The organism is Pseudomonas sp. LBUM1655 (assembly GCF_059716085.1).
On record NZ_CP166801.1, the window covers coordinates 2,323,031 to 2,346,502 of the forward strand.

Genomic DNA, 23,472 nt, shown 5'->3' on the forward strand with positions numbered 1-23,472 from the left:
AGACCTCCAGGCAAGGAACACGAGCCCATGAACCGTAACGATCTGCGTCGCGTCGACATGAACCTGCTGGTGATTTTCGAAGCACTGATGTTCGAAAAGAACCTGACCCGCGTCGCCGAAAAACTGTTCATGGGCCAACCCGCCGTGAGCGCGGCGCTCGGCCGTTTGCGGGATCTGTTCGATGATCCGTTGCTGTTGCGCAACGGTCGCGGCATGGAACCGACCGCCCGCGCCCTGGCTATTCTCAAAGAACTGCAACCGGCAATGGACGTCATTTCCGGGGCGGTCAGCCGGGCCAAGGAATTCGAACCGGCGAGCAGTTGCGAGGTGTTTCGCATTGGCCTGTCGGATGACGCCGAATTCGGTCTGTTTCCGCCGCTGCTGCGCCAACTTCAGGAGGAAGCGCCAGGGATTGTGGTCGTGGTACGCCGCGCCAACTATTTGCTGATGCCGGCGCTGCTGGCCTCCGGAGAAATCTCGGTTGGCGTCAGCTACACCACCGATCTGCCGGCCAACGCCAAACGCAAGAAGCTGCGCGACATTCCCTGCAAAGTCCTGCGCGGCGACGACCGTCCGGGGCCGCTGACGCTGGACGAATACTGCGAACGGCCGCACGCGATGGTGTCGTTCTCCGGTGACTTGAGCGGCAACATTGATCTGGATCTGGCCAAGCTTGGCCGTTGCCGTCGCGTGGTGCTTGGTGTGCCGCAGTTCAGCGGCTTGCGCGCTTTGCTGGCGGGCACCGAAATGATCGCCACGGTGCCGGATTACGCCGCCTGTGCGCTGGTTGAAGGCTGCGCCCTGCGCGCCGAAGACCCACCGTTCCCGATTGAGGCGGCGCAATTGTCGATGGCCTGGAGCGGGGTGCATGACAACGACCCGGCGGAGAAGTGGTTGCGCTCGCGGATCAGCCAGTTCATGTCGGCATCGCTGGATATTCCGCCAGCCTGAAGAAAAACGTAAATCCCCTGTGGGAGCGAGCCTGCTCGCGATGGCGCCCGGTCAGTCGACTTCAATGTTGAATGACACACCGCTATCGCGAGCAGGCTCGCTCCCACATTGGTTTTAGGTGACTGAAAGAAAGAGAGCACATCCATCCAATTTCTCCCCGCCCCGCATTGGCATTATTCAGTTCAATGACATTTAAAGGGTCGGGTCATGAATGCTTTGCAACGAGACGAACGGGCGCGCGACCTCGGTTTACTGTTTTTACGGGGCAGCGGTGGATTGTTTCTGCTGTGGGTACACGGCTTGCCCAAGCTGCTGGACTTTACGGCCCAACTGCAACTCATCGAAGACCCGTTCCACCTCGGCGCCCACCTCACCCTGATTCTGGCGATCTTTGCCGAAGTCCTCTGCCCGCTACTGATCGTCGCCGGAGTGCTGGCGCGATTGGCGTGCTTGCCTATTCTGTTTGTGCTGCTGGTGGCGATGCTGGTCGTGCATCCGCAATGGAGTGTGGCCGAGGGGCAGTTCGGCTGGCTGCTGTTGATCCTGTTTGCCACTGTGTTTATCGCCGGGCCGGGACGGCTGGCGCTCAATGTTCGTTTACCCGGAGTACTGCGTTATGCCTGAAGTCCTTAGTCAAAAAGCACCGGGGGCCGATGAGACCGTCACGCTGATCGTCAAGCACCGGGTCAAGGCCGGTTTTGAAGCAGCCTATGAAGCCTGGTTGCGCAATATCGTAAAGGTGGCGGGGCAGCGCGAAGGGCACTTGGGCGTCGACGTGGTGCGCGGCAAGCGCGCCGGCCTCGATACTTACACGTGTGTGCTGCGTTTTTGCTCGACCGAGGCGATGCAATTGTGGCTGGAGTCACCGCAGCGTCAGGCCCTGGTCGATGAAGCCGCTCCGATGCTCGCTGATGGCGACCAGACTGAGGTCGCCCCGGTCAATGAATTCTGGTTCGCGCCGCTGGCCGATGCCGCCTCGCCGCCGCCGCGCTGGAAGCAGGCGGTGGTCACCTTGCTGGTGATTTTTCCGCACACCTTGCTGGTGCCGCTGATCTGGGGGCCGCTGCTCGGGTTGCACCCACTGCTTTCCAACTACGTGATTGCCACGTTCCTGATCACCCTGACCATCGTGTTGTCGGTGGTGTACGTGTTCATGCCGCCCGTGACCCGTTTGTTTGCGCCCTGGCTGGAAGCCGGTCAGGCCCATACACACGTCGAATCCACAGAACACCCGTCACGCTGAAACCATTCATTTTTTGTCGAAGGAACTGCGATGAACGCCGATCTGATTCTCTTCAATGGCCAATTTCATACCGTAGACCGCACTAAACCACTGGCCAGTGCCGTGGCGATCAAGGACGGCCGTTTCGTGGTCGTTGGTAACGACACCCAAGCCATGGCCCTGCGCGGTTCATCCACGCAAGTGATCGACATGCACGGCCGCTGCGTCATCCCCGGTCTCAACGACTCGCACTTGCACCTGATCCGTGGCGGTTTGAACTACAACCTCGAACTGCGCTGGGAAGGCGTACCGTCGCTGGCCGATGCGCTGCGCATGCTTAAGGAGCAGGCCGACCGCACACCGACGCCGCAGTGGGTGCGCGTGGTCGGCGGCTGGAACGAATTCCAGTTCGCCGAAAAACGCATGCCGACCCTCGAAGAACTCAACCAGGCCGCGCCGGACACGCCAGTGTTCGTCCTGCACCTTTACGACCGTGCGCTGCTCAACCGCGCCGCATTGCGCGTGGCCGGTTACACCCGTGACACGCCGAACCCGCCGGGTGGCGAGATCGTCCGTGATGCCAATGGCAACCCGACCGGCATGCTGGTGGCCAAACCCAACGCGATGATTCTCTACTCGACGCTGGCCAAGGGGCCGAAGCTGCCGCTGGAGTATCAGGTCAACTCGACTCGCCAGTTCATGCGCGAACTCAATCGTCTCGGCCTGACCAGCGCGATCGATGCCGGCGGTGGTTTCCAGAACTACCCGGACGATTACCAGGTGATCGAGCAATTGGCCAAAGATGACCAGTTGACCGTGCGTATCGCCTACAACCTGTTCACCCAGAAGCCGAAAGAAGAGCTGACCGATTTCCAGAACTGGACCGGCAGCGTCAAGTTGCACCAGGGCGACGACTTCCTGCGCCACAACGGCGCCGGCGAGATGCTGGTGTTCTCGGCAGCGGATTTCGAAGACTTTCTCGAACCGCGCCCGGACCTGCCGCAAACCATGGAGCAGGAGCTGGAACCGGTGGTGCGCCACCTCGTCGAACAGCGTTGGCCATTCCGTTTGCACGCCACGTACAACGAATCGATCAGCCGCATGCTCGACGTGTTCGAGAAGGTCAACCGTGACATTCCGTTCAACGGTCTGCCGTGGTTCTTCGACCACGCTGAAACCATCACCCCGCAGAACATCGAACGGGTGAAAGCGCTGGGCGGTGGCATCGCGATTCAGGATCGCATGGCGTTCCAGGGCGAGTACTTCGTCGACCGTTACGGCGCGAAAGCCGCTGAAGCCACGCCGCCGATCAAGCGCATGCTCGCCGAAGGTGTGCCGGTCGGCGCAGGCACCGACGCCACGCGGGTTTCCAGCTACAACCCGTGGACGTCGCTGTACTGGATGGTCAGCGGCCGCACCGTCGGTGGTCTGGCGCTGTACGAAGAAGGTTTGCCGCGCACCACCGCGCTGGAATTGTTCACCCACGGCAGTGCCTGGTTCTCGTCCGAGCAGGGCAAGAAAGGCCAGATCAAAGTCGGGCAACTGGCAGATCTGGCGGCGCTGAGCGCGGACTTCTTCCACGTCGAAGAAGAAGCCATCAAGTGGATCGAGTCGGTACTGACCGTGGTTGGCGGCAAGATCGTTTACGCCGCGGGCGACTTCCAGGATCTCGGGCCAGCCAGCGTGCCGGTGCTGCCGGACTGGTCGCCAGTGGCAAAAGTCCCGGGCCACTGGCGCCAGAACGCGCCGATGCAGGCTCAGGTGCACCAATGCGTCGGCGCGTGCGCCGTGCACTCGCACAGCCATGAAAAGGCGCGCCTGTCGAATGCCCCGGTCAGCGATTTCGCCGGTTTCTGGGGGGCGTTCGGCTGTTCCTGCTTCGCCTTCTGATTCTTACCCAAAAGCGCTGGCCTCGACGGTCGGCGCTTCACGCAACAACCATCCACCCAGGAGTTTCCCATGAGCGTTCCATACAAGCGTCTGAACAAAGATGATGCGGTTGTGCTGCTGGTCGATCACCAGACCGGTTTGATCTCGCTGGTACAGGATTTCTCGCCAAACGAATTCAAGAACAACGTGCTGGCACTGGGCGACATCGCCAAGTTCTTCAAGCTGCCAACCATCCTCACCACCAGTTTCGACGCAGGCCCGAACGGCCCGATCGTACCTGAGCTGCTTGAGCAGTTTCCGGACGCGCCGTTCATTCAGCGTCCAGGCCAGATCAACGCCTGGGACAACGAAGACTTCGTCAAAGCCATCAAGGCTACCGGTCGCAAGCAACTGATCATCGCCGGTGTGGTGACTGACGTGTGCGTGGCATTCCCGACGCTGTCGGCCATCGCTGAAGGTTTCGAAGTGTTCGTGGTGACCGATTCTTCCGGCACTTTCAACACCACCGTGCAACAAGCGGCGTGGGCACGCATGTCGGCGGCCGGTGCTCATCTGATGAACTGGTTCGCTGTGGCTTGCGAGCTGCAGGGTGACTGGCGCAACGACATGGAAGGCCTGGCGCATCTGCTGTCCGAGCGTCTGCCGAACTACCGCAACCTGATCAACAGCTACACCAAGTTCACGGCCAAGTAATCGATCGCGCCTGAAAAGCCCCTCACCCTAGCCCTCTCCCCGAGGGAGAGGGGACTGACCGAGGGGTTCTTTCGAGTTGCACCGACCTGAGCGATCGAGTCGATCTCCGGTCTTGAAAAGCTTGAAGATCAGCTCCCTTTCCCCCTCGCCCCCCTTGGGGGAGAGGGTTGGGGTGAGGGGGTAAGCTCTTGATCTTAAAATCTTCGCATCAGCGCTTTTGCAGCCAACCGAGAACCCCGCCTTTCCTCACCACCACCGGTTTAACCATCAACGCGAGGCGACTGTTCTGCTGCCGCACCGCCTGCAACTTGTTCAACGCCGACCCAACCTCCTTGCGCTGCTCCATGCACTGGCGCGTCAGGTTCTTGTCGAGGCGATAGATGATGCTCGACGTCAGCGCCGTAAACGTAGCCTGCGACGGGGTATCCGCCAGAATGCTTTGCTCGCCCATGACCTCACTCGGCCCCATGCGCCCGGCCTCTGTCTGGCTGGCGCCATCCGGTACCGTTGCGCTGACCACCCCGGTGGCAATCACGAACAGACTCTCCGGCACTTCGTCCAGATCCAGCACCACCTGGCCCGCGCTGTACTGCTGCGCGACCATCGATTCGGCGAGGCGATCACGTTCGTCGGCACTCAGCGAGCGGAAGATTTTCACTTCATCGAGCAACGCGCGGGCGCGGGTCGACGGCTCGATCACGCCGTCCGGATGCCGCGAAATCCCGGCGGCTTCCAAGTGGCGGTGTGCGAGGTCGAAGAGTTGATTGCGCACTTCGCTTTTTTTGCCCAGTTCGGCGATAAACCCGCTGGCCACGTATTCGGACATTTCTTCGCCGGCCTCTTTCAACACCACTTTCGGCGCCGGGCTCAGCAGCAGGCTGCTACTGCCTTGCAGCGTCCGGTCGAGGGCGTCGAGCACGCGGCGTGGGCGGATGTGGTTCGGCACTTTGATGCTGATCGACACGCCATGCATGTTATTCGGCCGGCTAAGGTTGACGATCTTGGCCTTGGCCGCCACCGAGTTCGGCACCACGGCCATGGTGCCGGCGCTGGTCAGCAGGTGCGTGGCGCGCCAATCGATGTCGAGCACTTTGCCCTCGACGCCGTCGATCACCACGAAGTCGTCCACTTGATACGGCTTGGTGGTGTTCAGAACGATCCCGGAAAACACATCGGCCAAGGTGCTTTGCAGTGCCAGACCGACGACGATTGCGAACACACCGGACGTCGCCAGCAAGCCTTTGACCGGCAGCTCCAGCACGTAGCCGGCCGCAGCGACGATGGCCACCAGAAACACCAGCGCACCGATGACGTCCTGCAACAAGCGACCGCTGTGGCCGATGCGCCGCATCAGGATCAGGCCGATGACTTCGGTAAGGACTCGCGCGGCGTACAACCACCAGATAATGCCCAGCGCGGTTGCACCGAGTTGCGCGACCTGGTCATCGGCAAACTGCGGCGCCTGCAAAGGGCTGACACCGGCGTTGATCACCAGCGCGGTGAACGCCAGAAACAGCACCAGCCGCACACCCACGCGCGGCGCGCGATGTGTGAAGGGGGCGAGGTGCCAGAGCAGGCCATCGAGCACCAGCAACACGGCACTCCAGGACAGCAGGTGAGCAAGCATGAAGTTCATGGGAGCGCTTCCACAAAAAAGCCCTTCCCCATACATCGCTGCGTGGGGAAGGGCTTGGGCTTAGTTGAGGTGGGTTTTCAGCTCAGCCGCTGCCTGGCGTACCGCCGCTTTCACTTCGGGAATGTGGCTCAGCGGATTGAGCAAGCCAAAGTCGTGGATCATCCCGTTGTAGCGCACCGCGGTCACCGGTACACCTGCCGCATCCAGGTGTCGGGCATAACCTTCGCCTTCATCACGCAACACGTCGAACTCGGCGGTCTGCACCAGCGCGGCGGGCAGGCCTTTGAGCTGTTCGGCGCTGGCGTTCAGTGGCGAGGCGTGGATCTGCGCACGCTCGGCCGGGTTGGTGGTGTAGCTGTCCCAGAACCATTTCATCATGCCTTTGGTGAGGAAGTGACCCTCGGCGAATTGCTGGTACGAGCCATCGTCGAACTGTGCGTTGGTCACCGGCCACATCAGCAACTGGAAGCGCAGCGCCGGGGCTTTCTGTTCTTTGGCCATCAGTGCCACGACCGCCGCCATGTTGCCGCCGACGCTGTTGCCGGCCACCGCCAGACGCTTGCCGTCGACACCGATGTCCTTGCCGTGCTCAGCCACCCATTTGGTTGCGGCGTAAGCCTGGTTGATCGCAGTCGGGTACTGCGCTTCCGGCGACGGCGTGTAATCGACGTACACCGCCACAGCGCCAGAGCCCACCACCAGATCACGGATCAAGCGTTGGTGCGTCGGGAAGTCGCCCAATACCCAGCCGCCACCGTGGAAGAACATGAACACCGGTAACTCGCCTTTGACCTTGGCCGGACGCACCACTTTCAGGTTGATCGTCTGGCCGTCGACCTTGATTGCCTTGTCGCTGACTTCCACACCGGACAGATCAACCTTCACCGAAGCCTGCGCGCCGGTCAGCACCGCACGGGCGTCTTTCGGACTCAGTTGCTCAAGCGGCTTGCCACCACCGGCGGCGAGGGCTTCGAGAAAGGCTTGGGTGTTGTGTTCGACACCCGGGCTGCCAGCGGCGAAAGCGTTGCCGATGGACAGGGCGAGGAGGGAAGCGGTCAGGGTTTTTTTGACGATGTTCATGTGCAATTCCTTTTAATCCGTTTGATTTTTTATGCCTGAGTTGCGGGCTGCTGTGGCGCTGGGGTTCAGGCCTCAGCAACACCGTGAGCACAGATTAGTGGGATGCCGAAAAGTGAAAAAGCGGCTATAAAGCGTTTAACTGTCCACCAGAGAGTGACAATGAACCCGTTCGAAGACATGCGTATTTTTTGCCAGGTCATGGACTCCGGCAGCTTCACCTCAGCAGCCGATCAGTTGGGCCTGTCCAAGCAGTTCGTGAGCCGCCGGTTGATGCAGTTGGAAGAGCGCCTTGGCGTGCGCTTATTGAACCGCTCGACCCGCCGGCTGGACGTCACGCCATTGGGCCAAAGCTATTACGAATCGGCCCTGCGCCTGTTGAGTGAGGTAGAGCAGGTCGAGCAGGGCATCGCCGGGCAAACCGCCGAGCCACGCGGGACGATTCGCCTGAGTGCGCCGCTGTCGTTTGCCGTGGCGCACCTGGGTTGTCTGCTGCCGATGTTCTTGCAGCGCTATCGCGAGGTCACGGTGGAAGTCGACTTGAACGACCGCCCGGTGGACCTGCTCGGCGAAGGCTATGACCTGGCGCTGCGCATTGGTGTGCTGGAAGACTCGACCTTGATCGCCCGCCGTATCGCCTCCATCGAACGGGTGTATTGCGCCAGCCCGGCCTATCTGGCCGAACGCGGTACGCCGCTCAAACCCGAAGATTTGCACAGTCATGATTGCTTGCCCTACGGTCACGGGCGCTCGGTGCAATGGCGGTTCAATGAGGGGCAGGGCAAGCCGCTGCTGGTCAACGTCACCGGGCGCATGCGCGTCAACAACGGCGAGTTGCTGCGCGATGCGGCGGTGCAGGGGATGGGGATTACCTATCTGCCGACGTTCATTGTCGGCGCGGCGTTGAAGGATGGCCGACTGGTGCCGGTGCTCGATGACTTGCGTCCGGAGCCGCTGACGTTGTCGGCGGTGTATCCGCAACATCGTCAGGCTTCGCGGCCGGTGCAGGCGCTGGTGGAGTTTTTGCGGGAACGCCTTAACCAGAATCCAGTCGCCCACCCTTTGTAGGAGCTGCCGCAGGCTGCGATCTTTTGATCTTGCTGGCAAAGGTCAAGATCAAAAGATCGCAGCCTGCGGCTGCTCCTACAGGGATCGTGGTGTTTTCAGGTGGGTTCAGTTGGCGCGTTTGTCATCGCCAGGTTCGCCGCCGACGTGAACACCGCGATCATCACCGACTTCACCTGACCGGTGTACGCCGTGATCATCCCCCGGTTCGGAGTGATTGCCGCTGCGACCCGAGGCTGAGTGATCGCCGGAATGTCCCGAGCCCTGACCGCTGCTGCCACTGTGTCCGCCGCCTTCGCCATGACCGCTACCGCTGCCACCGTGGCCACCACCATTCCCGCCACCGCCGCTGCCGCCACCACTTCCTCCGCCGCCGCTACCACCGCCCCCACCACCATGGCCGCCACCGTTTCCGCCACCGCCACCGCCACCGCCACCGCCGCCATGTCCGCCACCGCCACCGCCTCCGCCACTGCCACCTTCCTTGGCTTGAACAGTGGCTACTCCCGACAGGCTGTCCGGAATCAATACGGTAGACGCTGAAAGAACTGCGCCGATGGCCATTGCGAGCACGAGCTTTTGAATGTGCATATCGTTCTCCATCTTGGTGATTTGGTTGGGAACGTCGATGAGCATTGTTGCGTCGATCCGACCCGTTCCCGAGGTCAGTGAATACTCGAAGCCAGTTCGAAAATCGGGATGTACATCAGGATCACGATGACCCCGATCAGCAGGCCGATGAAGGTCATCAGCAGCGGTTCGAACAAACGCACGAACCACTCGATCCAGCGGCTGATTTCTTCGTCGTAGAAATCGGCGCTGCGTTCCATCATCTGCCCAAGGTTGCCGGATTGTTCGCCCGCTCGCAGCAGCCGCAGGGACACTGGCGTCACCAGCCGGTTGAGCTCCAGCGCGGTAGACAATGACTGGCCTTCGCGCACTCGCTCGCAGGCCTGATCCAGCCGCGCCCGCGACGCCACGGTGAGCAAGCCGCGGACCATGCCCATGGCGGTGACCAGCGGAATCCCGCCTTGCAGCAGAATCCCCAGCGAACGGTAAAACCGCGCCAGTTCATACATGAAAATCCGTTGATGGACGGCGGGCAGCTTCTCCACCAGCCGATCCAGCCATCGGCGAAACGCCGGCTGTTTTTGCAGCAGGGCGAGGGCCACGACAATCGCCGCCAACGCACCGAAGAACTCAAGCTGATGGGCATGCAGAAACATCCCGCTGCTCATCAGGATCTGCGACAGCCACGGCAGGTTCGAGCCCAGTCCTTCGAACACCAGGCTGAAGCGCGGTACCACGTAACCCATCAAAAACAACACCACGCCACCGCCGACGACCAGCAACAACAGCGGGTAGATCGAGGCGCTGACGATCTTCTGCCGCACCTCGTCCATACGCTGGCGATAGCTGACGTAACGACCCAGTGCTTCGCCGACCGCACCCGTCTTTTCGCTGGACTGCACCAGCGCCACGTACAGCGGCGGAAACACTGCCGACAACTGGCCCAATGCCTGGGAGAACGATTTGCCCTCGTACAGTAGGCGCACCAGTTCACTCAGGGTTTTGCGGGCGGCGGGGGCGGTTTCTTTTTCGGCGAGACTTTCCAGCGCATCGATCAACGGCAAGCCGGCGTTGATCAGGGTGGTCAGTTCCTGGCTGAACAACACCAGATTGAAGGTTTCGCGCTGGCGCAATCGCAGTGAGCGCCAGTGTTTTTCCGCGTGGAGGCTGAGCACGCGCAGACCCTGGTCTTCGGCGATGTGCCGCGCCTCGCTGTGCCCCGGCGCCTCGATGCTCATAGACACCACGCCAGCCTTGCCGACCGCTTTCAGATTAAATCGCATGGGCCGCGCTCCGCTTACTGCCAATTGGTCACTTCGGCGTTTTCGCCGTCACCGCCGGGCTGGCCGTCCTTGCCCATCGACAGCAGGTCGTACTCGCTGTTTTCGCCGGGATAGCGGTAGGCGTAATTTCGGCCCCATGGGTCTTGCGGAAGTTTTTTCTGCAAGTACGGGCCGGTCCATTTCGCTTCATCGCTCGGCGCCAGTACCAATGCCTGTAGGCCTTGTTCGGTGGACGGGTAGTGGCCTACCTCCAGTCGATACAAGTCCAGCGCTTTGCTCAGGCCTTCGATCTGCGCCTTGGCCACTTTCACTTCGGAGCGGCCCAACTGGGCGAAGTATTTCGGCGCGACGATCCCGGCCAACAGGCCAAGGACCACCAGCACCACGAGCAATTCGAGCAGGGTGAATCCGCGTTGGCTACGCGGACGAATTTGCAGCTTCATGATGACCTCCCGTGAGTGGCAGCCGTGTCGCCAGGAGGGCTTATGCAATTGCCATGCTCAGCCCCCGCTTAAACCTGGTTGATTGGCTGAAGCCCTTGTGTTTCGGGCTTTCCAAGAAACGGCACAGTGCTTGCGTATGGCTCAAACGTGATCGGCCATTGGGGCATTTCCCCCAATTTATCGGGGCTGATCCGGGGAGGCCCGACATGAAATTTCTTGCCAGCGGATTGCTCGGCTGTGTGCTGCTTGGCGGCACCGCGCAAGCCGATGTGTTCATCTCCGTGGACGCCAAGGGCAGCTACGTTCTGTCCAATGTTCACCGTCCCGGACGCACTTACGAACGGGTGATTCAGGAAGCCGAAACACCGCTGGTCAGCCTTGATCAGCAGCCGCAGATGATCGCCAGGCAGCCCTATGCCGAACTGGTCTCGGCGGCGGCGACAGCCCATCAATTACCTGAAGCGTTGCTGCACGCGGTGATCAACGCCGAGTCGCATTACAACGCCGGCGCGACCTCGCCCAAAGGGGCAGGCGGGTTGATGCAGTTGATGCCTGATACCGCACGGGAGTTGGGGGTGAAGGACGTCTACGACCCCAAGGCCAACATCCAGGGCGGGGCCAAATACCTCAAGCGTCTGATGACCCTGTTCGACAACGATATCGCCCTCGCGGTGGCCGCCTACAACGCCGGGCCGGAAGCCGTGCTCAGCCGTGGCCGGGTGATTCCGCCGTTCGCTGAAACCCAGCGTTATGTGCCCAACGTGCTGCGCCAATACCGGCGATTGCAGGGGCTGGCGATGGATGCGCCGTTGTAGGCCCACCCGGTTCACCCACTTTCGGGGCAAATCGGGCAGGCCCGAAAAGTGGGGAAAAGCGGTGGGGAATATCCCCCGTAATCTCAAGTCGTTGCGGTAACTGATTGAACGGTAATGAAATTTTTTGTGGCACGCGGATTGCTCCACCGGTTTACGAGAATCATTCCCGTGAGCACCCACTACGAGGTTTGCGATCATGGTCGGCTTTCATCACGCTCATCGCTCATTCAATTGGTTGCTGATACTGGCCTCGATGCTCAGCATCGACCTGGCCAGCGCGGCCGTGCGCTGCGAGCGCAACCTGGTGGCCAATGTCGTGGCCTTCGATCAGCCGCTGATGTTCAACCGCCTCGGTGCGCAGAATGCCAACGGCATGATGTACGCCCTGCGCCGCGATGTGGTCGATGAGCATGACGTGTCGCTGGCCTACGGCGGCGCGGCGGTGCCGGGCAAGGTGTCGTTGCGTGCGGACAAGCGTCCGCGGCCATTGGTGCTGCGGGTGGCGGCGGGGGATTGCCTGACGATCAATCTGCAGAACCTGCTCGACTATCAGGCCAACCCGAACAAGCACTTCGAAAACGAGGGCGAAGAAGAGGGCGGTGAAAACGCCAACGGCGCCGAAGCGTTCAAAGTCGACGAGCAAGTCGCTGATCGTCATGTCGGTTTTCAGGTCAACGGCCTGCAAGCGGTGAACAGCATCGACGACATTTCCTCGTTCACCGGGCGCAACGCCAACACCCTGGTGGTGCCGGGCGCAAGCCGCTCCTACACGTTGTTCGCCGAGCGCGAAGGCGCGTTTGCGGTCAGCAGCCGCGGTGCGACGTTTGGCGGCGAAGGCGCGGCGGGTAACGTTGCCAACGGCCTGTTCGGCCAGGTCGTGGTGGTGCCCAAGGGCGGCCGCAGCTATCGCAACACCCTGACCGAAGAGGAAATGCGCCTGGCCACCACAGGGCGTGCACCGACCGGTCAGCCCATCGTCGACTACCAGGCGCGTTATCCGCAGCGCGAACCGTGGCTGCGCGAAGGCAAGGCCGGCACGCCGATCATCAACATGGTCGACGGCAGTGAAATCATTTCCAGCGAAAGCGACGCGATTGTCATGGGCAGCAACGCCGACGGCAGCTTCCCGGCCAGCACTTATCCGCTGGAATCGGTCGGCAAACGCAACCCGGCGATCCCTAACCGACTCGAACCGTTCCGCGATTTCGCCTCGCAGTTCCAGGACGAAACCGCCGCCACGCAAGCATTTCCCGCTTACTGGGCAGACCCGGTGATGGCCCATGTGCTGGAGCCGACCCGCGATTCGTTCATGATCAACTACGGCTCCGGCGGCATGGGCGCCGAAGTGGTCGCCAACCGTTTGGGCGTAGGGCCGATGCATGACTGCCTGTCCTGCGCTTACGAAGAGTTCTTCCTCAGTTCGCACACCGTCGGCGACGTGGCAATGCTGGTAGACGTACCGGCCAACGCGGGACTTGAGAATATTCTCCCGGGCCAAACGCCTCGTGCCGATCAGATAGGTGTCAAAGCGACCATGGCCCTGTATCCGTCGGAGCCGTCGAACGTCAACCACAGCTACATTGGTGACTTCGTCAAATTCCGCAATACCCACAATGGTCACGAGCAGCACATCTTCCACCTGCACGGCCATCAGTGGCTGTTCAACCCCAACGACGACAACTCCGATTACGTCGACGCCCAGGGCATTGGCCCTGGCGCCGGTTATACCTATGAAATCGCCAACGGCGGTTCGGGTAACCGCAACCGGGTGGCGGGGGATGCGATCTATCACTGCCACTTCTATCCGCACTTCGCCCAAGGCATGTGGGCCATGTGGCGGGTTCACGATGTTTTTGAAGAAGGCACCCGGCTCGATGTTTCGCAGCAAGGTGCGGACGGTTATCACAGCGAACCGTTTGCGCTGCGCAGCGGCAAACCGGCGGCCGGTGCCCGGGCATTGCCCGATGGCGAAATCATCGCCGGCACACCCATTCCTGCAATAGTGCCGCTGCCTGGCAAAGCCATGGCACCGATGCCCGGCAAAGTCGTGGTGGTGCCGAAAATCGGTGAAACCCTGGTGGCCGGCAACGACGACGATGACGAAGAAGAGGGCGACGACGACGGCGAGCACCAAGGCGGCAACGCGGGTGGGCAAGCCATCGGTTCCCTGGCGTTGGTGGATCGCAGCGAAGCCAACCGTAATGCTGACGGCAGCCTGAAAAACCCTGGTTATCCGTTCTGGATCGGCGGCATGGAAAGCTCGGTCGGCCAACGTCCGCCAACCCCACCGCTGGACATGCTCGACGCCGCCACCGCGCAATCCCTGAAGGCCAGCGGCAAAGCGCTGTGGGCCAACCTCGACCCGGCGCAATCCGGTGGTTGGGACGGTGGTTTGCAGCGCCATACACTCGATGGCGTGTCGGCGGGAGGCGAGGCGCGCACCGTGACCACGTCGCTGGATTTCTCCAAGGAAGTCACCCGTGCCAAACCGATTTACATGCCGGAAGAGGGCACCGAAGTCGAACAGGCGGCCATGGCCTTCCACGCGAAAAAGGATCACCCAAGCTATGCCTTACTGCCCGGCAATCAGGTTGTGGCCAAGGCTTTCCGCACCAACGGCGCCTTGCCGATTGCCGGCGCGCCGTACTACGAACCCTGCATGGATGACCGGCAAAAACGCCTGACCAGCAGTGCCGGCAGCGGTGAGTTCGCCAGCGGCGAGCGGGTTGACGGCATGTCCTTCGTCGGCGCCTCGACGTTCACCGCCGACCGTCCGCGGATCTACAAAGCCGCCAACATCCAGTTCGACGCGGTGTACAACAAAGTCGGCTACCACTTTCCGCAGGCGCGCATTCTGGCGCTGTGGGAAGACGCCTGGCCGGTGATCACCAAGCAGCGTCCGCCAGAGCCTCTGGTGATGCGCATGAACACCTTCGATTGCGTGCAATACCAGCAAACCAACCTGGTGCCGGCCACCTATGAAATGGACGACTATCAAGTCCGCACGCCAACCGACGTGATCGGCCAGCACATCCACTTGCCGAAGTGGGATCTGACCTCTGCCGATGGCTCATCCAACGGCTGGAACTACGAGGACGGCGTGCTCTCCCCAGGTGCCGTGCAGGAACGTATCCTCGCGATCCGCGAGTTCAACCAGTGCGAAGGCACCGACCCGCGCGATGGCACTCAGGCCTGCCCGAAAGCCAAGGCGCATCCGTACTTTGGTCAATTCGGTCGTGCCGACTGGATCGGTGCGCGCACGGCGATGCAGCGCTGGTTCGTCGATCCGGTGGTCAATATCAAAGGCGTGGACCGTGGCCTCGGTACGATTTTCACTCACGACCACTTAGGCCCATCGACGCACCAACAGATTGGTCTGTACGCCACTGTGCTGGCTGAACCTGCCGGTTCCACCTGGCTGCACGCCGAAACCGGCGAGCCTCTGTACAGCGGCGCACGTCAGGACGGTGGGCCGACTTCATGGCAGGCGGTGATCAACACCGGCGACCTCGATGGCGACGGCAAGAACGACAGCTTCCGTGAGTTCTTCCTCGAATACAGCGACTTCCAGCACGCCTATGAAGCCGGTGTGTATGTCGGCGCCGGGCCTAATGGCGTGCCGAATCCGCAAGCGTTCCCGGCCACGGCCGACAGCTTCCGCTACGCGATCAACCCGCCAGTGCGCAACAACGCCAGCAACCTGCTCGAAGGTATCGTGGAAGTGCAGGGTGGTCAGGTCCCGGGCTGCCCGAGCCGGCCATGCCCACAGGCGATCTCGGTGGATGACCCTGGCATGTTCGTCGTCAACTACCGCAACGAGCCGCTGGCCCTGCGCGTCTACGACCCGAACAAGGTCGGCCCGGACGGCAAGCGCGGCATGCAGGCCGACGGCCTCGGCGGTGACCTGGCGTATGCCATGCAGAGCCGTACCGACCGTGCAATCCCGGCGATGAACCTGGCGCCGAACCTGCTCACCTCGGCCACCGGGCCTACCGGCGGCACCACGCTGTTCCCGCCGCACATCAACAAGGGCGGCGCAGAACCGGGCGACCCGTTCACGCCAATGCTGCGCACCTACACCGGCGACAACGTGCGGCTGCGGGTGCATGCCGGCGGTCATGAGGAAGAGCACAACGTCACCTTGCACGGCGTGAAATGGCTGCAGAGCGGTTCCGGTTTCGGCAACAGCTCCAACTCCGGCTGGCGCGCGTCGCAGATGATCGGCATCTCCGAGCAGATGGGCTTCATTGCGCCGGTGTCGATGCTCTCCAGTTCTGCGGCAACGACGGGCGACTATCTGTACTCGATGGACGCCTCGATCGAAGGCTACTGGAGCGGTATCTGGGGCGTGATGCGCAACTACACCGCCAAACGCAGTGACCTGTTCGCCATCCCGAACAACCCGACTCCGGCGGGTATGCGCAACACCGTTGCGTTTGAAGGCAGTTGCCCGCGCTACGGCGCCAACCCGAACGGCATCGGCACCCGGCCGACCGTGCAGCGCAACTATGAAGTGGTCGCAGCCCTGGCCAACGACATCCTCGGCAATACGCTGGGCCTGACCATCGGCGATCCCGAAGGCCTCGGCCAACATGTTGGCGGGCCGCTAAACCCGGCGGGCGGCACCCTGGTGCTGAACTCGCGCACGGTGAGCATTCCACAGGTGACGGTGACCGACCCTGAAAATGGCGAGACCATAACCATCGGCGGGCAGAGCGGGCCGCTGCATGATCCGACCGCGATCCTGTACGTGCGCAAATCCGACCTTGATCCGGTCAGCGGCAAGCTCAAGCCCGGCCTTCCAGTCGAACCGCTGGTGCTGCGCGCGGCTGCCGGGGACTGCATCAACATCACTCTGGAGAACCGTCTGCCGAGCGTGATGCCGGATCTGACCCAGACCGCCGTGATGCAAGGCATGGTCAAGCGCGACCGCAACAGCGGCCTCGGTTCGACCACCTTCAGCAACAACCTGATGCGTCCGTCCAGCCACGTCGGCCTGCACCCGCAACTGCTGGCCTACGACATCACCAAATCCGACGGCACCAACGTCGGCGTCAATCCGACCCAGACCGTGCCGCCGCGCGTTGGCAGCAGCGGCGCGTACCCGACCCGTACTTATCAGTACTACGCCGGGCACCTGGAGCGTGAAGGCAAACCGGTGACCCAACTGGGTCGCAGCGTCGACAACATCAATGCCACGGCGGTCGAGTTCGGCGGTTTGAACTTCACCCCGGCGGACGTGATCAAGCAGCCGCAAAAAGGCCTTGGCGGGGCGATGAGCATCCTGCCGATCGGCGCCACCTGGGTCGACGATGCGCGCAAGGTTAACGCTACGGTCACCGCGCCAGGGCAAACGACTTACCGCGACTTCGCGATGGTCTGGCACAAAGCGTTGAACACCCGTTGGGCCAACGGCCGGCCGGTCGAAGGCATTGCCGCCGAAGGCTTCGGCTTGCCGACCGATCCGCAGGACAACTCGAGCATGGCGATCAACTACAAGACCGAGCCGCTGTGGTATCGCTTCGGCCTCGCCCCGGATGCACCGTTCGGGCACGCCGATGGCGCTGGTTATGGCGACATGACCAACGCGCACATGGCCTACAGCAATGCGCTGGTCGGCGGTGATCCGCAGACGCCGGTGCTCTACGCCAAACCGGGGCAGCCGTTGCGCGCACACGTCCTGATGCCGAGCGGTGGCAGTCGTGGCAGCACGTTCCAGCTCGACGGGCACGTCTGGTCGATCAATCCGTTCCAGGCCGAGAAGAGCGACACCAGTGGCTATCCGCTGGGCACGCCGGGCGTGGGTTCGGTGCGTTACGGCTACAACCCGATGTCGATGTACATCGGCGCCCGCGAGAGCGTCCTGCCGGCAGCGCACTTCAGCCTCATGCTGCCGAGCGCCGGGGGCAGCAATGCGATACCGGGGGACTACCTGTTCCGCGACTACGGCGCCTACGGCAACATTTCCGGGTTGTGGGGATTGCTGCGGGTGACCAATGAACCGGAACCGGCACCGCAGGGCCAGTAGCTGCAAAGCAATGGATCTGTGAATGCAAAACCTGTAGGAGCGAGCCTGCTCGCGATTGGGAGCAACTCGGTTTTGGATGGTGTAGCTGAAATGCCATCGCGAGCAGGCTCGCTCCTAAAGGAACCGTGTCGTCTGGATTGGATTTGAAGGGGAGTGCGGTATGAACAGGATCATCAACATCACGGGAGTTTGTCTGCTGGCAGTCGCGGGGGCGTTGCTCACGCTCAGCGAAATGGCGCTGGCGCAACCCGAGACCGACCAGGTGCTGAAACGCGATGGCGTGGCGGTGGACTTCAAACTCCAGCCGCTGGCCGCTGACGGCAAACTGCGTGAAGGCGAGTTCGCCGACGTGCAGTTCCGCATCACCGACAGCGCCTCCGGCCAGCCGTTGTCCGGTGTGGCGCCGGGGGCGTGGGTCGACCCTGAAACCGTCGCCGCCGATCTGGCCCAGGGTCGCGAAAAAAGCTGCAAATCCCGGGTCGGGGTGTTCCTCAAATCCAACATCGGCGCGCGCCCACTGCTCGATCTCAACAGTTATTACCTGTTGGTGATGAACCGCGACGCGAGCATTGCCGTGGTCGATCCCTCGGTGTCGGTCGGCGGCATCACCAGCACCATGGCGCGGATCGAACTCAAGCAACCGCCGATGGATTGGGTCACGCCCAAAGACAACAAACGCGTATTCGTGTCGATGCCCACGGCCGGCGAAGTGGCGGTGATCGACAGCGAACAATTCAAAGTCCTCGACTCGATTGCCGCTGGCAGCCAACCGGTGCGCGTGGCACTGCAACCGGACGAACGTTTGCTGTGGGTCGGCAACAACGCGAGCAAAGCCGAAGAGTCCGGGGTGACGGTGATCGACACTCAGAGCCTCAAAACCCTCAAGCATCTGGCCACCGGCCGTGGCCATCACGAAATCAGCTTCAGCAAGGACAGCCGTTTTGCCTTCGTCAGCAACCGTGACGACGGCACCGTGAGCGTGGTGGATATCGCCAGCCTGAACATCCTCAAGCAAGTCAAAACCGGCTCCAGCCCGCTGTCGGTCGCGTACTCGCCATTGTCCGGCGCGGTTTACGTGGCCGATGGCAAGGACGGCACCGTGACCGTGATTGACGGCAACAGCCATGCCGTGCGCCGGGTTATCCCGCTCCAGCAAGGCCTCGGCCCGATGGGTTTCAGCGCTGACGGCCGCTTTGGCGTGGTGCTCAACACCGTGGAAAACCGCGCCTCGATCATCGACGCGGCCAACGACTCGGCGATCCACGACCTCGACGTGTCCGCAGAACCCTATCAAGTGGTGTTCACCAAGGCCTATGCCTACGTGCGCGGACTGGCTTCGCCGAAGGTCACCATGATCAATCTGGCCTCGCTCGGTGAAGGCCGCCAGCCGATCAGCCAGGGTTTTCAAGCCGGCCCGCAACCGCCGCGCATGGCCGGGGATTTGCCGCTGGCCTCAAGCCTGGCGGTATCGCGCGATGACAACGCGGTGTTCGTGGTCAACCCGGTGGACAACACCACCTATTTCTACGCCGAAGGCATGAACGCGCCGATGTCCGGTTACCCCAACCGGGGCCAGATTGCGCGGGCGGCCATGGTCATCGACCGCAGCCTGCGCGAAGTGTCGCCGGGGCTGTACAGCGCGCGGGTGAAACTGCCGCCAGCGGGGCGTTTCGACGTGGCGTTCCTGCTCAATCAACCGAACATCATTCACTGCTTCACGGCGCAAATCGAAGCCGATGGCACGGTGGCAAAACACCTCGGGCAGCCGAAGGTCGAGTTCCTGCTCGACAAGACTGCCGTAGCGCTCAATGACCCCTACGTGGTGCGTTTTCGCATCGTTCAGGGCAAGCAGAAAGTCCAGCGCAGCGGCGTGAAAGACGTGCAGTTGCGCTACTTCCTCGCACCGACCTCGCACCCCCGCGAAGTGGCGGCACGAGAAGTCGCCGATGGTGTGTACGAAGCGCCGGTGACCCTTGATCGCAGCGGCGCCTGGTACCTGCATGTGCGTGCGGCATCGCTGGGTGCCGGTTTCGATGACAAGACCTTTGCCAGTGTTCGGGTAGCCCCGGGCCAGACGCGTTGATCCGTTCTCATGAAGAGGAATTTCGACATGAACCGATTTGCATCCCGTGGCCTGTTGACCCTGTGCCTGCTGAGCGTGGGCATTCACCAGGCTCAGGCCCATTCAGCCGACGAACATGCCGGGCACAAAGCAGCCGTCCCCAGCAACTCGCAGGAAAACGCTCAAGTCAAATTCGCCAACGTCTCGTTGCTCGATCAAAACGGCAAAACCGTGCGCCTGGAGCAGGATCTGGTGCAGGGCAAAATCGTTGTCATGAGCTTCATCTACACCAGTTGCACCACGGTGTGCCCGGTGGTGTCTTCGATCATGGGCAAGGTGCAAAAGCAGCTGGGCGCACGGGTCGGCACTGAAGTGCAACTGGTGTCGATCAGCGTTGATCCGCAACGCGATGACCCGAAACGCTTGCAGGAATACGCCCGCACCTTCCAGCGCGGCCCGGGCTGGAGCTGGTTGACCGGCTCGTCGCAATCGATCACTGAAACCCTCAAGGGGCTGGGCAGTTTCAGCGGCGACTTGAAGAATCATCAACCGCTGATCCTCGTCGGTGATGGCGACAGCCGCCACTGGACCCGCTATTACGGCTTCACCGATCCGGCGCTGCTGTCCAAGGAAGTGGAAAAGCTCAGCGGCCTGCGCACCCACGCCAAACACACCGCCATTGCCATGGAGCAACAGCCATGAGAGCCCTCGACTGGATTTCCCTGACCGCGTGCTTGTGCATTTTCGGCAACGTCGCCGTTGCCCACGAAGGCCATGCTCCCGAGGCTTCTGCCACCGCAACTGAAAGCGTTGCGGCGGCACCGGCCACAGGCACCCGCGACGCTAAAACCTGGTTCACCGACACGCCGTTGCAGGATCAGAACGGTGAAACCCTGCGCTTCTATAGCGACGCGCTGCAAAACCGCGTGGTGCTGCTCAACGTGATTTTCACCAGTTGCAACGATGCCTGCCCGTTGATTACCCGCAAACTCAAGGAAGTGCGCGAGTTGCTGGGTGACAAGGCTCAGGACATCACCTTTATTTCCCTTACCAGTGACCCGCTGCGCGACACGCCGGCGGTGCTCAAGGCTTACACCTTGAAGCAGGGTTCCGATGACCCTCATTGGCTTTTTCTTACCGGCGACAAGGCGCAGATGGACCTGGTATTGAGCCGTATCGGCCAGATCATTCCGACACCGGAACAACACTCCACGCAGTTGATCGTCGGCGATGTCGCCAACAAACGCTGGAGCAAAATCCGCCCCGATGCCCCGGCCGCCGCCATTGCCCAGCGCTTGCAGTTGCTGACAATGCCCGTGGCTGGCCGTTGAGCACGCACCATGAAGCGCTGCCGCGTTCTCGCCCTGTTCCTGCTCGCCAGCGTCAGCTTTGGCGCGACGGCGCTGCCACTGACGCCCGAAGAAGCGGCGGGCAAGCGCCTGTACCGCGAAGGTCTGTCGGCCAGTGGCGAGGCGATCATGGCGCGGGTCGGCGCGGCGGATGTGTTGCTGCCGGCCACCAGCCTGCCGTGCAGTAACTGCCACGGCGCCGATGGCCTCGGCCGGCCCGAAGGCGGGGTGCGTCCGCCGGCATTGAACTGGTCGCGGCTGACCAGCAGTTATGGCCAGCAACAGGTCAACGGCCGCCACTATCCGGCCTACACCGACAGCAGCGTGGCGACGGTGATTCAGCAGGGACGTGACCCCGGCAACAACCGTCTCGACCCGAGCATGCCGCGCTTTCTGCTGTCGATGAAGGATCAGCGCAACCTCACCGCCTACCTTAAACGCCTGGCCGATGAGCGCGACCCCGGTCTCGATACCGAGACCTTGCGCCTCGGTACGTTACTGCCCAGCCAAGGACCGTTAGCCGAGGAGGGCGCCACGGTGGCGGCGGTGCTCAACGGCAGTGTCGCGCGGATCAATCAGGCGGGCGGCATTCATGGCCGGCAGTTGCGCCTGACGGTGATCGACCCCGGCCCGGATCGCGCCAGTGCCGAACAGGCGTTGCAGCGACTGATCGAGCAGGAACAGGTGTTCGCCCTGATCGCGCCGCTGGCGCCGGCCCTCGACAGCGCGTTGGCAACCCGTTTGGAGCAGGCCGGCGTGCCGCTGATCGGGCCGTTGTCGCTGCTCGGCTCGGTGCAGGCCAGTGCGCAGATTTTCGAACCGTTGCCCGGATTGCGCGAGCAACTGATTGCCCTGGCCGATTACGCCACGGCCAGCCTGCGCGTGCTGCAAGGGCCGACGCTGATTGCCTGTGCCGACGACCCCACGCAGACGCAAGCGGCGCAAACCCTGGGTCAGTATTTGCAGGGTCACGGCTGGCAGAACGTCCAGGTACACGTCTATGACCCGGCGGCGGATGCGCTGCCGTTGGGCTCGCGTTCAGTCTTCTATCTGGGCAGCGGCGCTGGCTTCAGTCGCCTGGCCACACGCTTGCAAAGTGCCGGGCAGGTGCCGTACCTGTTCGCCGCCTCGAGCCAGGTGGCCGGGGATCTGATGCAGGTGCCGGACGGCTTTTCCCGGCGGGTGTTCCTCGCCTATCCGTTCGTACCGAGCGACTGGACCCAGAGCGGGCGCATGGCCCTGACGTTGCTGCGCGAGCATCAAGGCCTTGGCGCTCAGCACGCAGTGCTGCAGGTCGGCGCCTACGCCTCGATGTTGCTGCTCAGCGAAGGCATGAAACAGGCCGGACGCGATGCCAGCCGCGAAAAGCTGGTGGCCGCGCTGGAAGGCCTGCACGACTTCGACACCGGTCTGACCCCGCGCCTCAATTTCGGCCCCGGACGACGCCTGGGGTTGAGCGGCGCGCATGTCGTCACGGTGGATTTACCGGATCAGCGCTTTTATCTGGTTGCACCCTATAAACCGATTGTTGCCAGCCCCTGAACGGAGGCTCTGATCATGAAGCTCAGAACGTTAATGCTGTTGCTGACATGCTGGTTGCCCGTAGCCTTGGCCAACAATGGGCCAGCGGCCGCGCGGGTCAATGGCGAGGAAATCTCCGAGTTTCGCCTTGAGCGGTTCTTCGCCGAGTACCTGGAAGATCAGGGCCGCGCGGTGGCGAGCATTCGCAATCCCAAAGCCTATAAACAGCTGCGTCAGGCCGCGCTCGATGCGCTGATCGACAAAGAGCTGCTGTGGCAGGAATCGCGCAAACGTGGCGTGGTGATTGACGAGCAAAGCGTGCGCCGGCAGGTCGAACAGACTCGCACTACAATCGGCGGCACCGAGAACTTCAACCGGCGTTTGCAGGAGGCGGGTTTCGATGAAGCCTCGTACGTCGAGTACATGCGTCGCGAACTGGCCGCGCAGCAGATGTTCGCCGACCTGATCCGGCAGCGGTTCACCCAGACGAGGCACGTCTTGATCAAAGTCGCGCCGAACGCCGATGCCGCCACGCAGGCTCAGGCACGTCTACGCTTAAATCAGATGCGAGCGTCTATCATCAGCGCTTCGGGGTTTGCCAGCGGTGCGGTGCGATCACCGTTTGGTTGGCATCTGATTTATTTGCAGAACCAGTTGGAGGCGAGCGATGTCCCACAATCAGAGGGGCTGGAAGCAGTCACGGGCGAGTTTGCCCGACAGCAACAGACCCAGGCTCGTCGCCAAGTGCTCGCGCAATTGCGGGCGCAGAACAGGATCGAACGAATTGACGACGATTGAAGGTTCCCCCCCATTAGTGGGGAATGGCTTCGATGCCCATTCAGGTGCTTCCCCGTTTCTGGGGAACGG

Annotated in this window: 18 protein-coding genes; 13 read left to right on the forward strand and 5 right to left on the reverse strand. The window is 62.1% G+C overall.

Annotated elements, in window-relative coordinates:
* Nucleotides 1-27: 27 nt before the first annotated feature.
* The 5 genes from ACA074_RS10430 to ycaC all read left to right on the forward strand — a co-directional run bounded on the left by ACA074_RS10430 (nt 28) and on the right by ycaC (nt 4,756).
* Nucleotides 28-951 (forward strand): LysR family transcriptional regulator, encoded by a 924-nt coding sequence (locus ACA074_RS10430; protein ID WP_187676984.1) that lies wholly within the window; start codon nt 28-30, stop codon nt 949-951.
* 207 nt (nt 952-1,158) lie between these two features.
* A complete protein-coding gene (locus tag ACA074_RS10435) occupies nt 1,159-1,575 on the forward strand; it encodes a DoxX family protein (protein WP_187676985.1) in 417 nt (138 codons plus the stop codon).
* Nucleotides 1,568-2,194: an antibiotic biosynthesis monooxygenase gene (locus tag ACA074_RS10440; protein WP_489880834.1), complete on the forward strand. Its 627-nt coding sequence runs from the start codon at nt 1,568-1,570 to the stop codon at nt 2,192-2,194. The genes ACA074_RS10435 and ACA074_RS10440 overlap by 8 nt, the downstream gene beginning before the upstream one ends.
* A 30-nt stretch (nt 2,195-2,224) precedes the next feature.
* Complete coding sequence (locus ACA074_RS10445; protein WP_401265817.1) at nt 2,225-4,063, forward strand: amidohydrolase; 1,839 nt, start codon at nt 2,225-2,227, stop codon at nt 4,061-4,063.
* A gap of 69 nt (nt 4,064-4,132) precedes the next feature.
* Nucleotides 4,133-4,756, forward strand: a complete 624-nt coding sequence (ycaC, locus tag ACA074_RS10450) for an isochorismate family cysteine hydrolase YcaC (RefSeq protein WP_016774080.1) — start codon at nt 4,133-4,135, stop codon at nt 4,754-4,756.
* 208 nt (nt 4,757-4,964) lie between these two features.
* Here ycaC and ACA074_RS10455 read toward each other — a convergent pair whose 3' ends face one another.
* The gene (locus ACA074_RS10455; RefSeq protein WP_497678947.1) at nt 4,965-6,392 is read right to left on the reverse strand and encodes a mechanosensitive ion channel domain-containing protein; all 1,428 of its coding nucleotides are present in this window, start codon (nt 6,390-6,392) and stop codon (nt 4,965-4,967) included.
* A gap of 60 nt (nt 6,393-6,452) precedes the next feature.
* The gene (locus ACA074_RS10460; protein ID WP_489880832.1) at nt 6,453-7,472 is read right to left on the reverse strand and encodes an alpha/beta hydrolase; all 1,020 of its coding nucleotides are present in this window, start codon (nt 7,470-7,472) and stop codon (nt 6,453-6,455) included.
* 159 nt (nt 7,473-7,631) lie between these two features.
* On the opposite strand from ACA074_RS10460, the gene ACA074_RS10465 reads away from it, so the two are divergent.
* Nucleotides 7,632-8,537 carry a LysR family transcriptional regulator gene (locus ACA074_RS10465; protein WP_187676991.1) on the forward strand — a complete coding sequence of 302 codons (906 nt, stop codon included), beginning with the start codon at nt 7,632-7,634 and terminating at the stop codon, nt 8,535-8,537.
* A gap of 105 nt (nt 8,538-8,642) precedes the next feature.
* Here ACA074_RS10465 and ACA074_RS10470 read toward each other — a convergent pair whose 3' ends face one another.
* The 3 genes from ACA074_RS10470 to gspG all read right to left on the reverse strand — a co-directional run bounded on the left by ACA074_RS10470 (nt 8,643) and on the right by gspG (nt 10,830).
* Nucleotides 8,643-9,125 (reverse strand): hypothetical protein, encoded by a 483-nt coding sequence (locus ACA074_RS10470; protein WP_497678948.1) that lies wholly within the window; start codon nt 9,123-9,125, stop codon nt 8,643-8,645.
* Nucleotides 9,126-9,199: 74 nt separating this feature from the next.
* Entirely contained in the window at nt 9,200-10,387 is a 1,188-nt protein-coding gene (locus tag ACA074_RS10475; protein ID WP_497678949.1) for a type II secretion system F family protein, read from the reverse strand.
* Between the two features lie 14 nt (nt 10,388-10,401).
* Nucleotides 10,402-10,830: a type II secretion system major pseudopilin GspG gene (gspG, locus tag ACA074_RS10480; protein ID WP_401265805.1), complete on the reverse strand. Its 429-nt coding sequence runs from the start codon at nt 10,828-10,830 to the stop codon at nt 10,402-10,404.
* A gap of 206 nt (nt 10,831-11,036) precedes the next feature.
* Between gspG and ACA074_RS10485 the strand changes: the two genes are divergently transcribed.
* The 7 genes from ACA074_RS10485 to ACA074_RS10515 all read left to right on the forward strand — a co-directional run bounded on the left by ACA074_RS10485 (nt 11,037) and on the right by ACA074_RS10515 (nt 23,403).
* Nucleotides 11,037-11,645 (forward strand): lytic transglycosylase domain-containing protein, encoded by a 609-nt coding sequence (locus ACA074_RS10485; protein ID WP_497678950.1) that lies wholly within the window; start codon nt 11,037-11,039, stop codon nt 11,643-11,645.
* Nucleotides 11,646-11,841: 196 nt separating this feature from the next.
* Nucleotides 11,842-17,673 (forward strand): manganese-oxidizing multicopper oxidase MnxG, encoded by a 5,832-nt coding sequence (mnxG, locus tag ACA074_RS10490; protein ID WP_497678951.1) that lies wholly within the window; start codon nt 11,842-11,844, stop codon nt 17,671-17,673.
* Nucleotides 17,674-17,833: 160 nt separating this feature from the next.
* Nucleotides 17,834-19,756 (forward strand): YncE family protein, encoded by a 1,923-nt coding sequence (locus ACA074_RS10495; protein WP_497678952.1) that lies wholly within the window; start codon nt 17,834-17,836, stop codon nt 19,754-19,756.
* A 27-nt stretch (nt 19,757-19,783) separates the two neighbouring features.
* Complete coding sequence (locus ACA074_RS10500) at nt 19,784-20,437, forward strand: SCO family protein (protein WP_187676998.1); 654 nt, start codon at nt 19,784-19,786, stop codon at nt 20,435-20,437.
* Nucleotides 20,434-21,066 carry an SCO family protein gene (locus tag ACA074_RS10505; RefSeq protein WP_401265794.1) on the forward strand — a complete coding sequence of 211 codons (633 nt, stop codon included), beginning with the start codon at nt 20,434-20,436 and terminating at the stop codon, nt 21,064-21,066. Before ACA074_RS10500 ends, ACA074_RS10505 begins: the two co-directional genes overlap by 4 nt.
* A 9-nt stretch (nt 21,067-21,075) precedes the next feature.
* Nucleotides 21,076-22,626 carry an ABC transporter substrate-binding protein gene (locus ACA074_RS10510; protein WP_497678953.1) on the forward strand — a complete coding sequence of 517 codons (1,551 nt, stop codon included), beginning with the start codon at nt 21,076-21,078 and terminating at the stop codon, nt 22,624-22,626.
* Between the two features lie 15 nt (nt 22,627-22,641).
* A complete protein-coding gene (locus tag ACA074_RS10515) occupies nt 22,642-23,403 on the forward strand; it encodes a SurA N-terminal domain-containing protein (RefSeq protein ID WP_187677001.1) in 762 nt (253 codons plus the stop codon).
* Nucleotides 23,404-23,472 lie beyond the last annotated feature (69 nt).

Bases quoted from the DNA above. Each gene is read 5' to 3' on its own strand.
- ACA074_RS10430 (WP_187676984.1), top strand. From the start codon at position 28: ATGAACCGTAACGATCTGCGTCGCGTCGACATGAACCTGCTGGTGATT.
- ACA074_RS10435 (WP_187676985.1), top strand. From the start codon at position 1,159: ATGAATGCTTTGCAACGAGACGAACGGGCGCGCGACCTCGGTTTACTG.
- ACA074_RS10440 (WP_489880834.1), top strand. From the start codon at position 1,568: ATGCCTGAAGTCCTTAGTCAAAAAGCACCGGGGGCCGATGAGACCGTC.
- ACA074_RS10445 (WP_401265817.1), top strand. From the start codon at position 2,225: ATGAACGCCGATCTGATTCTCTTCAATGGCCAATTTCATACCGTAGAC.
- ycaC (WP_016774080.1), top strand. From the start codon at position 4,133: ATGAGCGTTCCATACAAGCGTCTGAACAAAGATGATGCGGTTGTGCTG.
- ACA074_RS10455 (WP_497678947.1), bottom strand. From the start codon at position 6,392: ATGAACTTCATGCTTGCTCACCTGCTGTCCTGGAGTGCCGTGTTGCTG.
- ACA074_RS10460 (WP_489880832.1), bottom strand. From the start codon at position 7,472: ATGAACATCGTCAAAAAAACCCTGACCGCTTCCCTCCTCGCCCTGTCC.
- ACA074_RS10465 (WP_187676991.1), top strand. From the start codon at position 7,632: ATGAACCCGTTCGAAGACATGCGTATTTTTTGCCAGGTCATGGACTCC.
- ACA074_RS10470 (WP_497678948.1), bottom strand. From the start codon at position 9,125: ATGCACATTCAAAAGCTCGTGCTCGCAATGGCCATCGGCGCAGTTCTT.
- ACA074_RS10475 (WP_497678949.1), bottom strand. From the start codon at position 10,387: ATGCGATTTAATCTGAAAGCGGTCGGCAAGGCTGGCGTGGTGTCTATG.
- gspG (WP_401265805.1), bottom strand. From the start codon at position 10,830: ATGAAGCTGCAAATTCGTCCGCGTAGCCAACGCGGATTCACCCTGCTC.
- ACA074_RS10485 (WP_497678950.1), top strand. From the start codon at position 11,037: ATGAAATTTCTTGCCAGCGGATTGCTCGGCTGTGTGCTGCTTGGCGGC.
- mnxG (WP_497678951.1), top strand. From the start codon at position 11,842: ATGGTCGGCTTTCATCACGCTCATCGCTCATTCAATTGGTTGCTGATA.
- ACA074_RS10495 (WP_497678952.1), top strand. From the start codon at position 17,834: ATGAACAGGATCATCAACATCACGGGAGTTTGTCTGCTGGCAGTCGCG.
- ACA074_RS10500 (WP_187676998.1), top strand. From the start codon at position 19,784: ATGAACCGATTTGCATCCCGTGGCCTGTTGACCCTGTGCCTGCTGAGC.
- ACA074_RS10505 (WP_401265794.1), top strand. From the start codon at position 20,434: ATGAGAGCCCTCGACTGGATTTCCCTGACCGCGTGCTTGTGCATTTTC.
- ACA074_RS10510 (WP_497678953.1), top strand. From the start codon at position 21,076: ATGAAGCGCTGCCGCGTTCTCGCCCTGTTCCTGCTCGCCAGCGTCAGC.
- ACA074_RS10515 (WP_187677001.1), top strand. From the start codon at position 22,642: ATGAAGCTCAGAACGTTAATGCTGTTGCTGACATGCTGGTTGCCCGTA.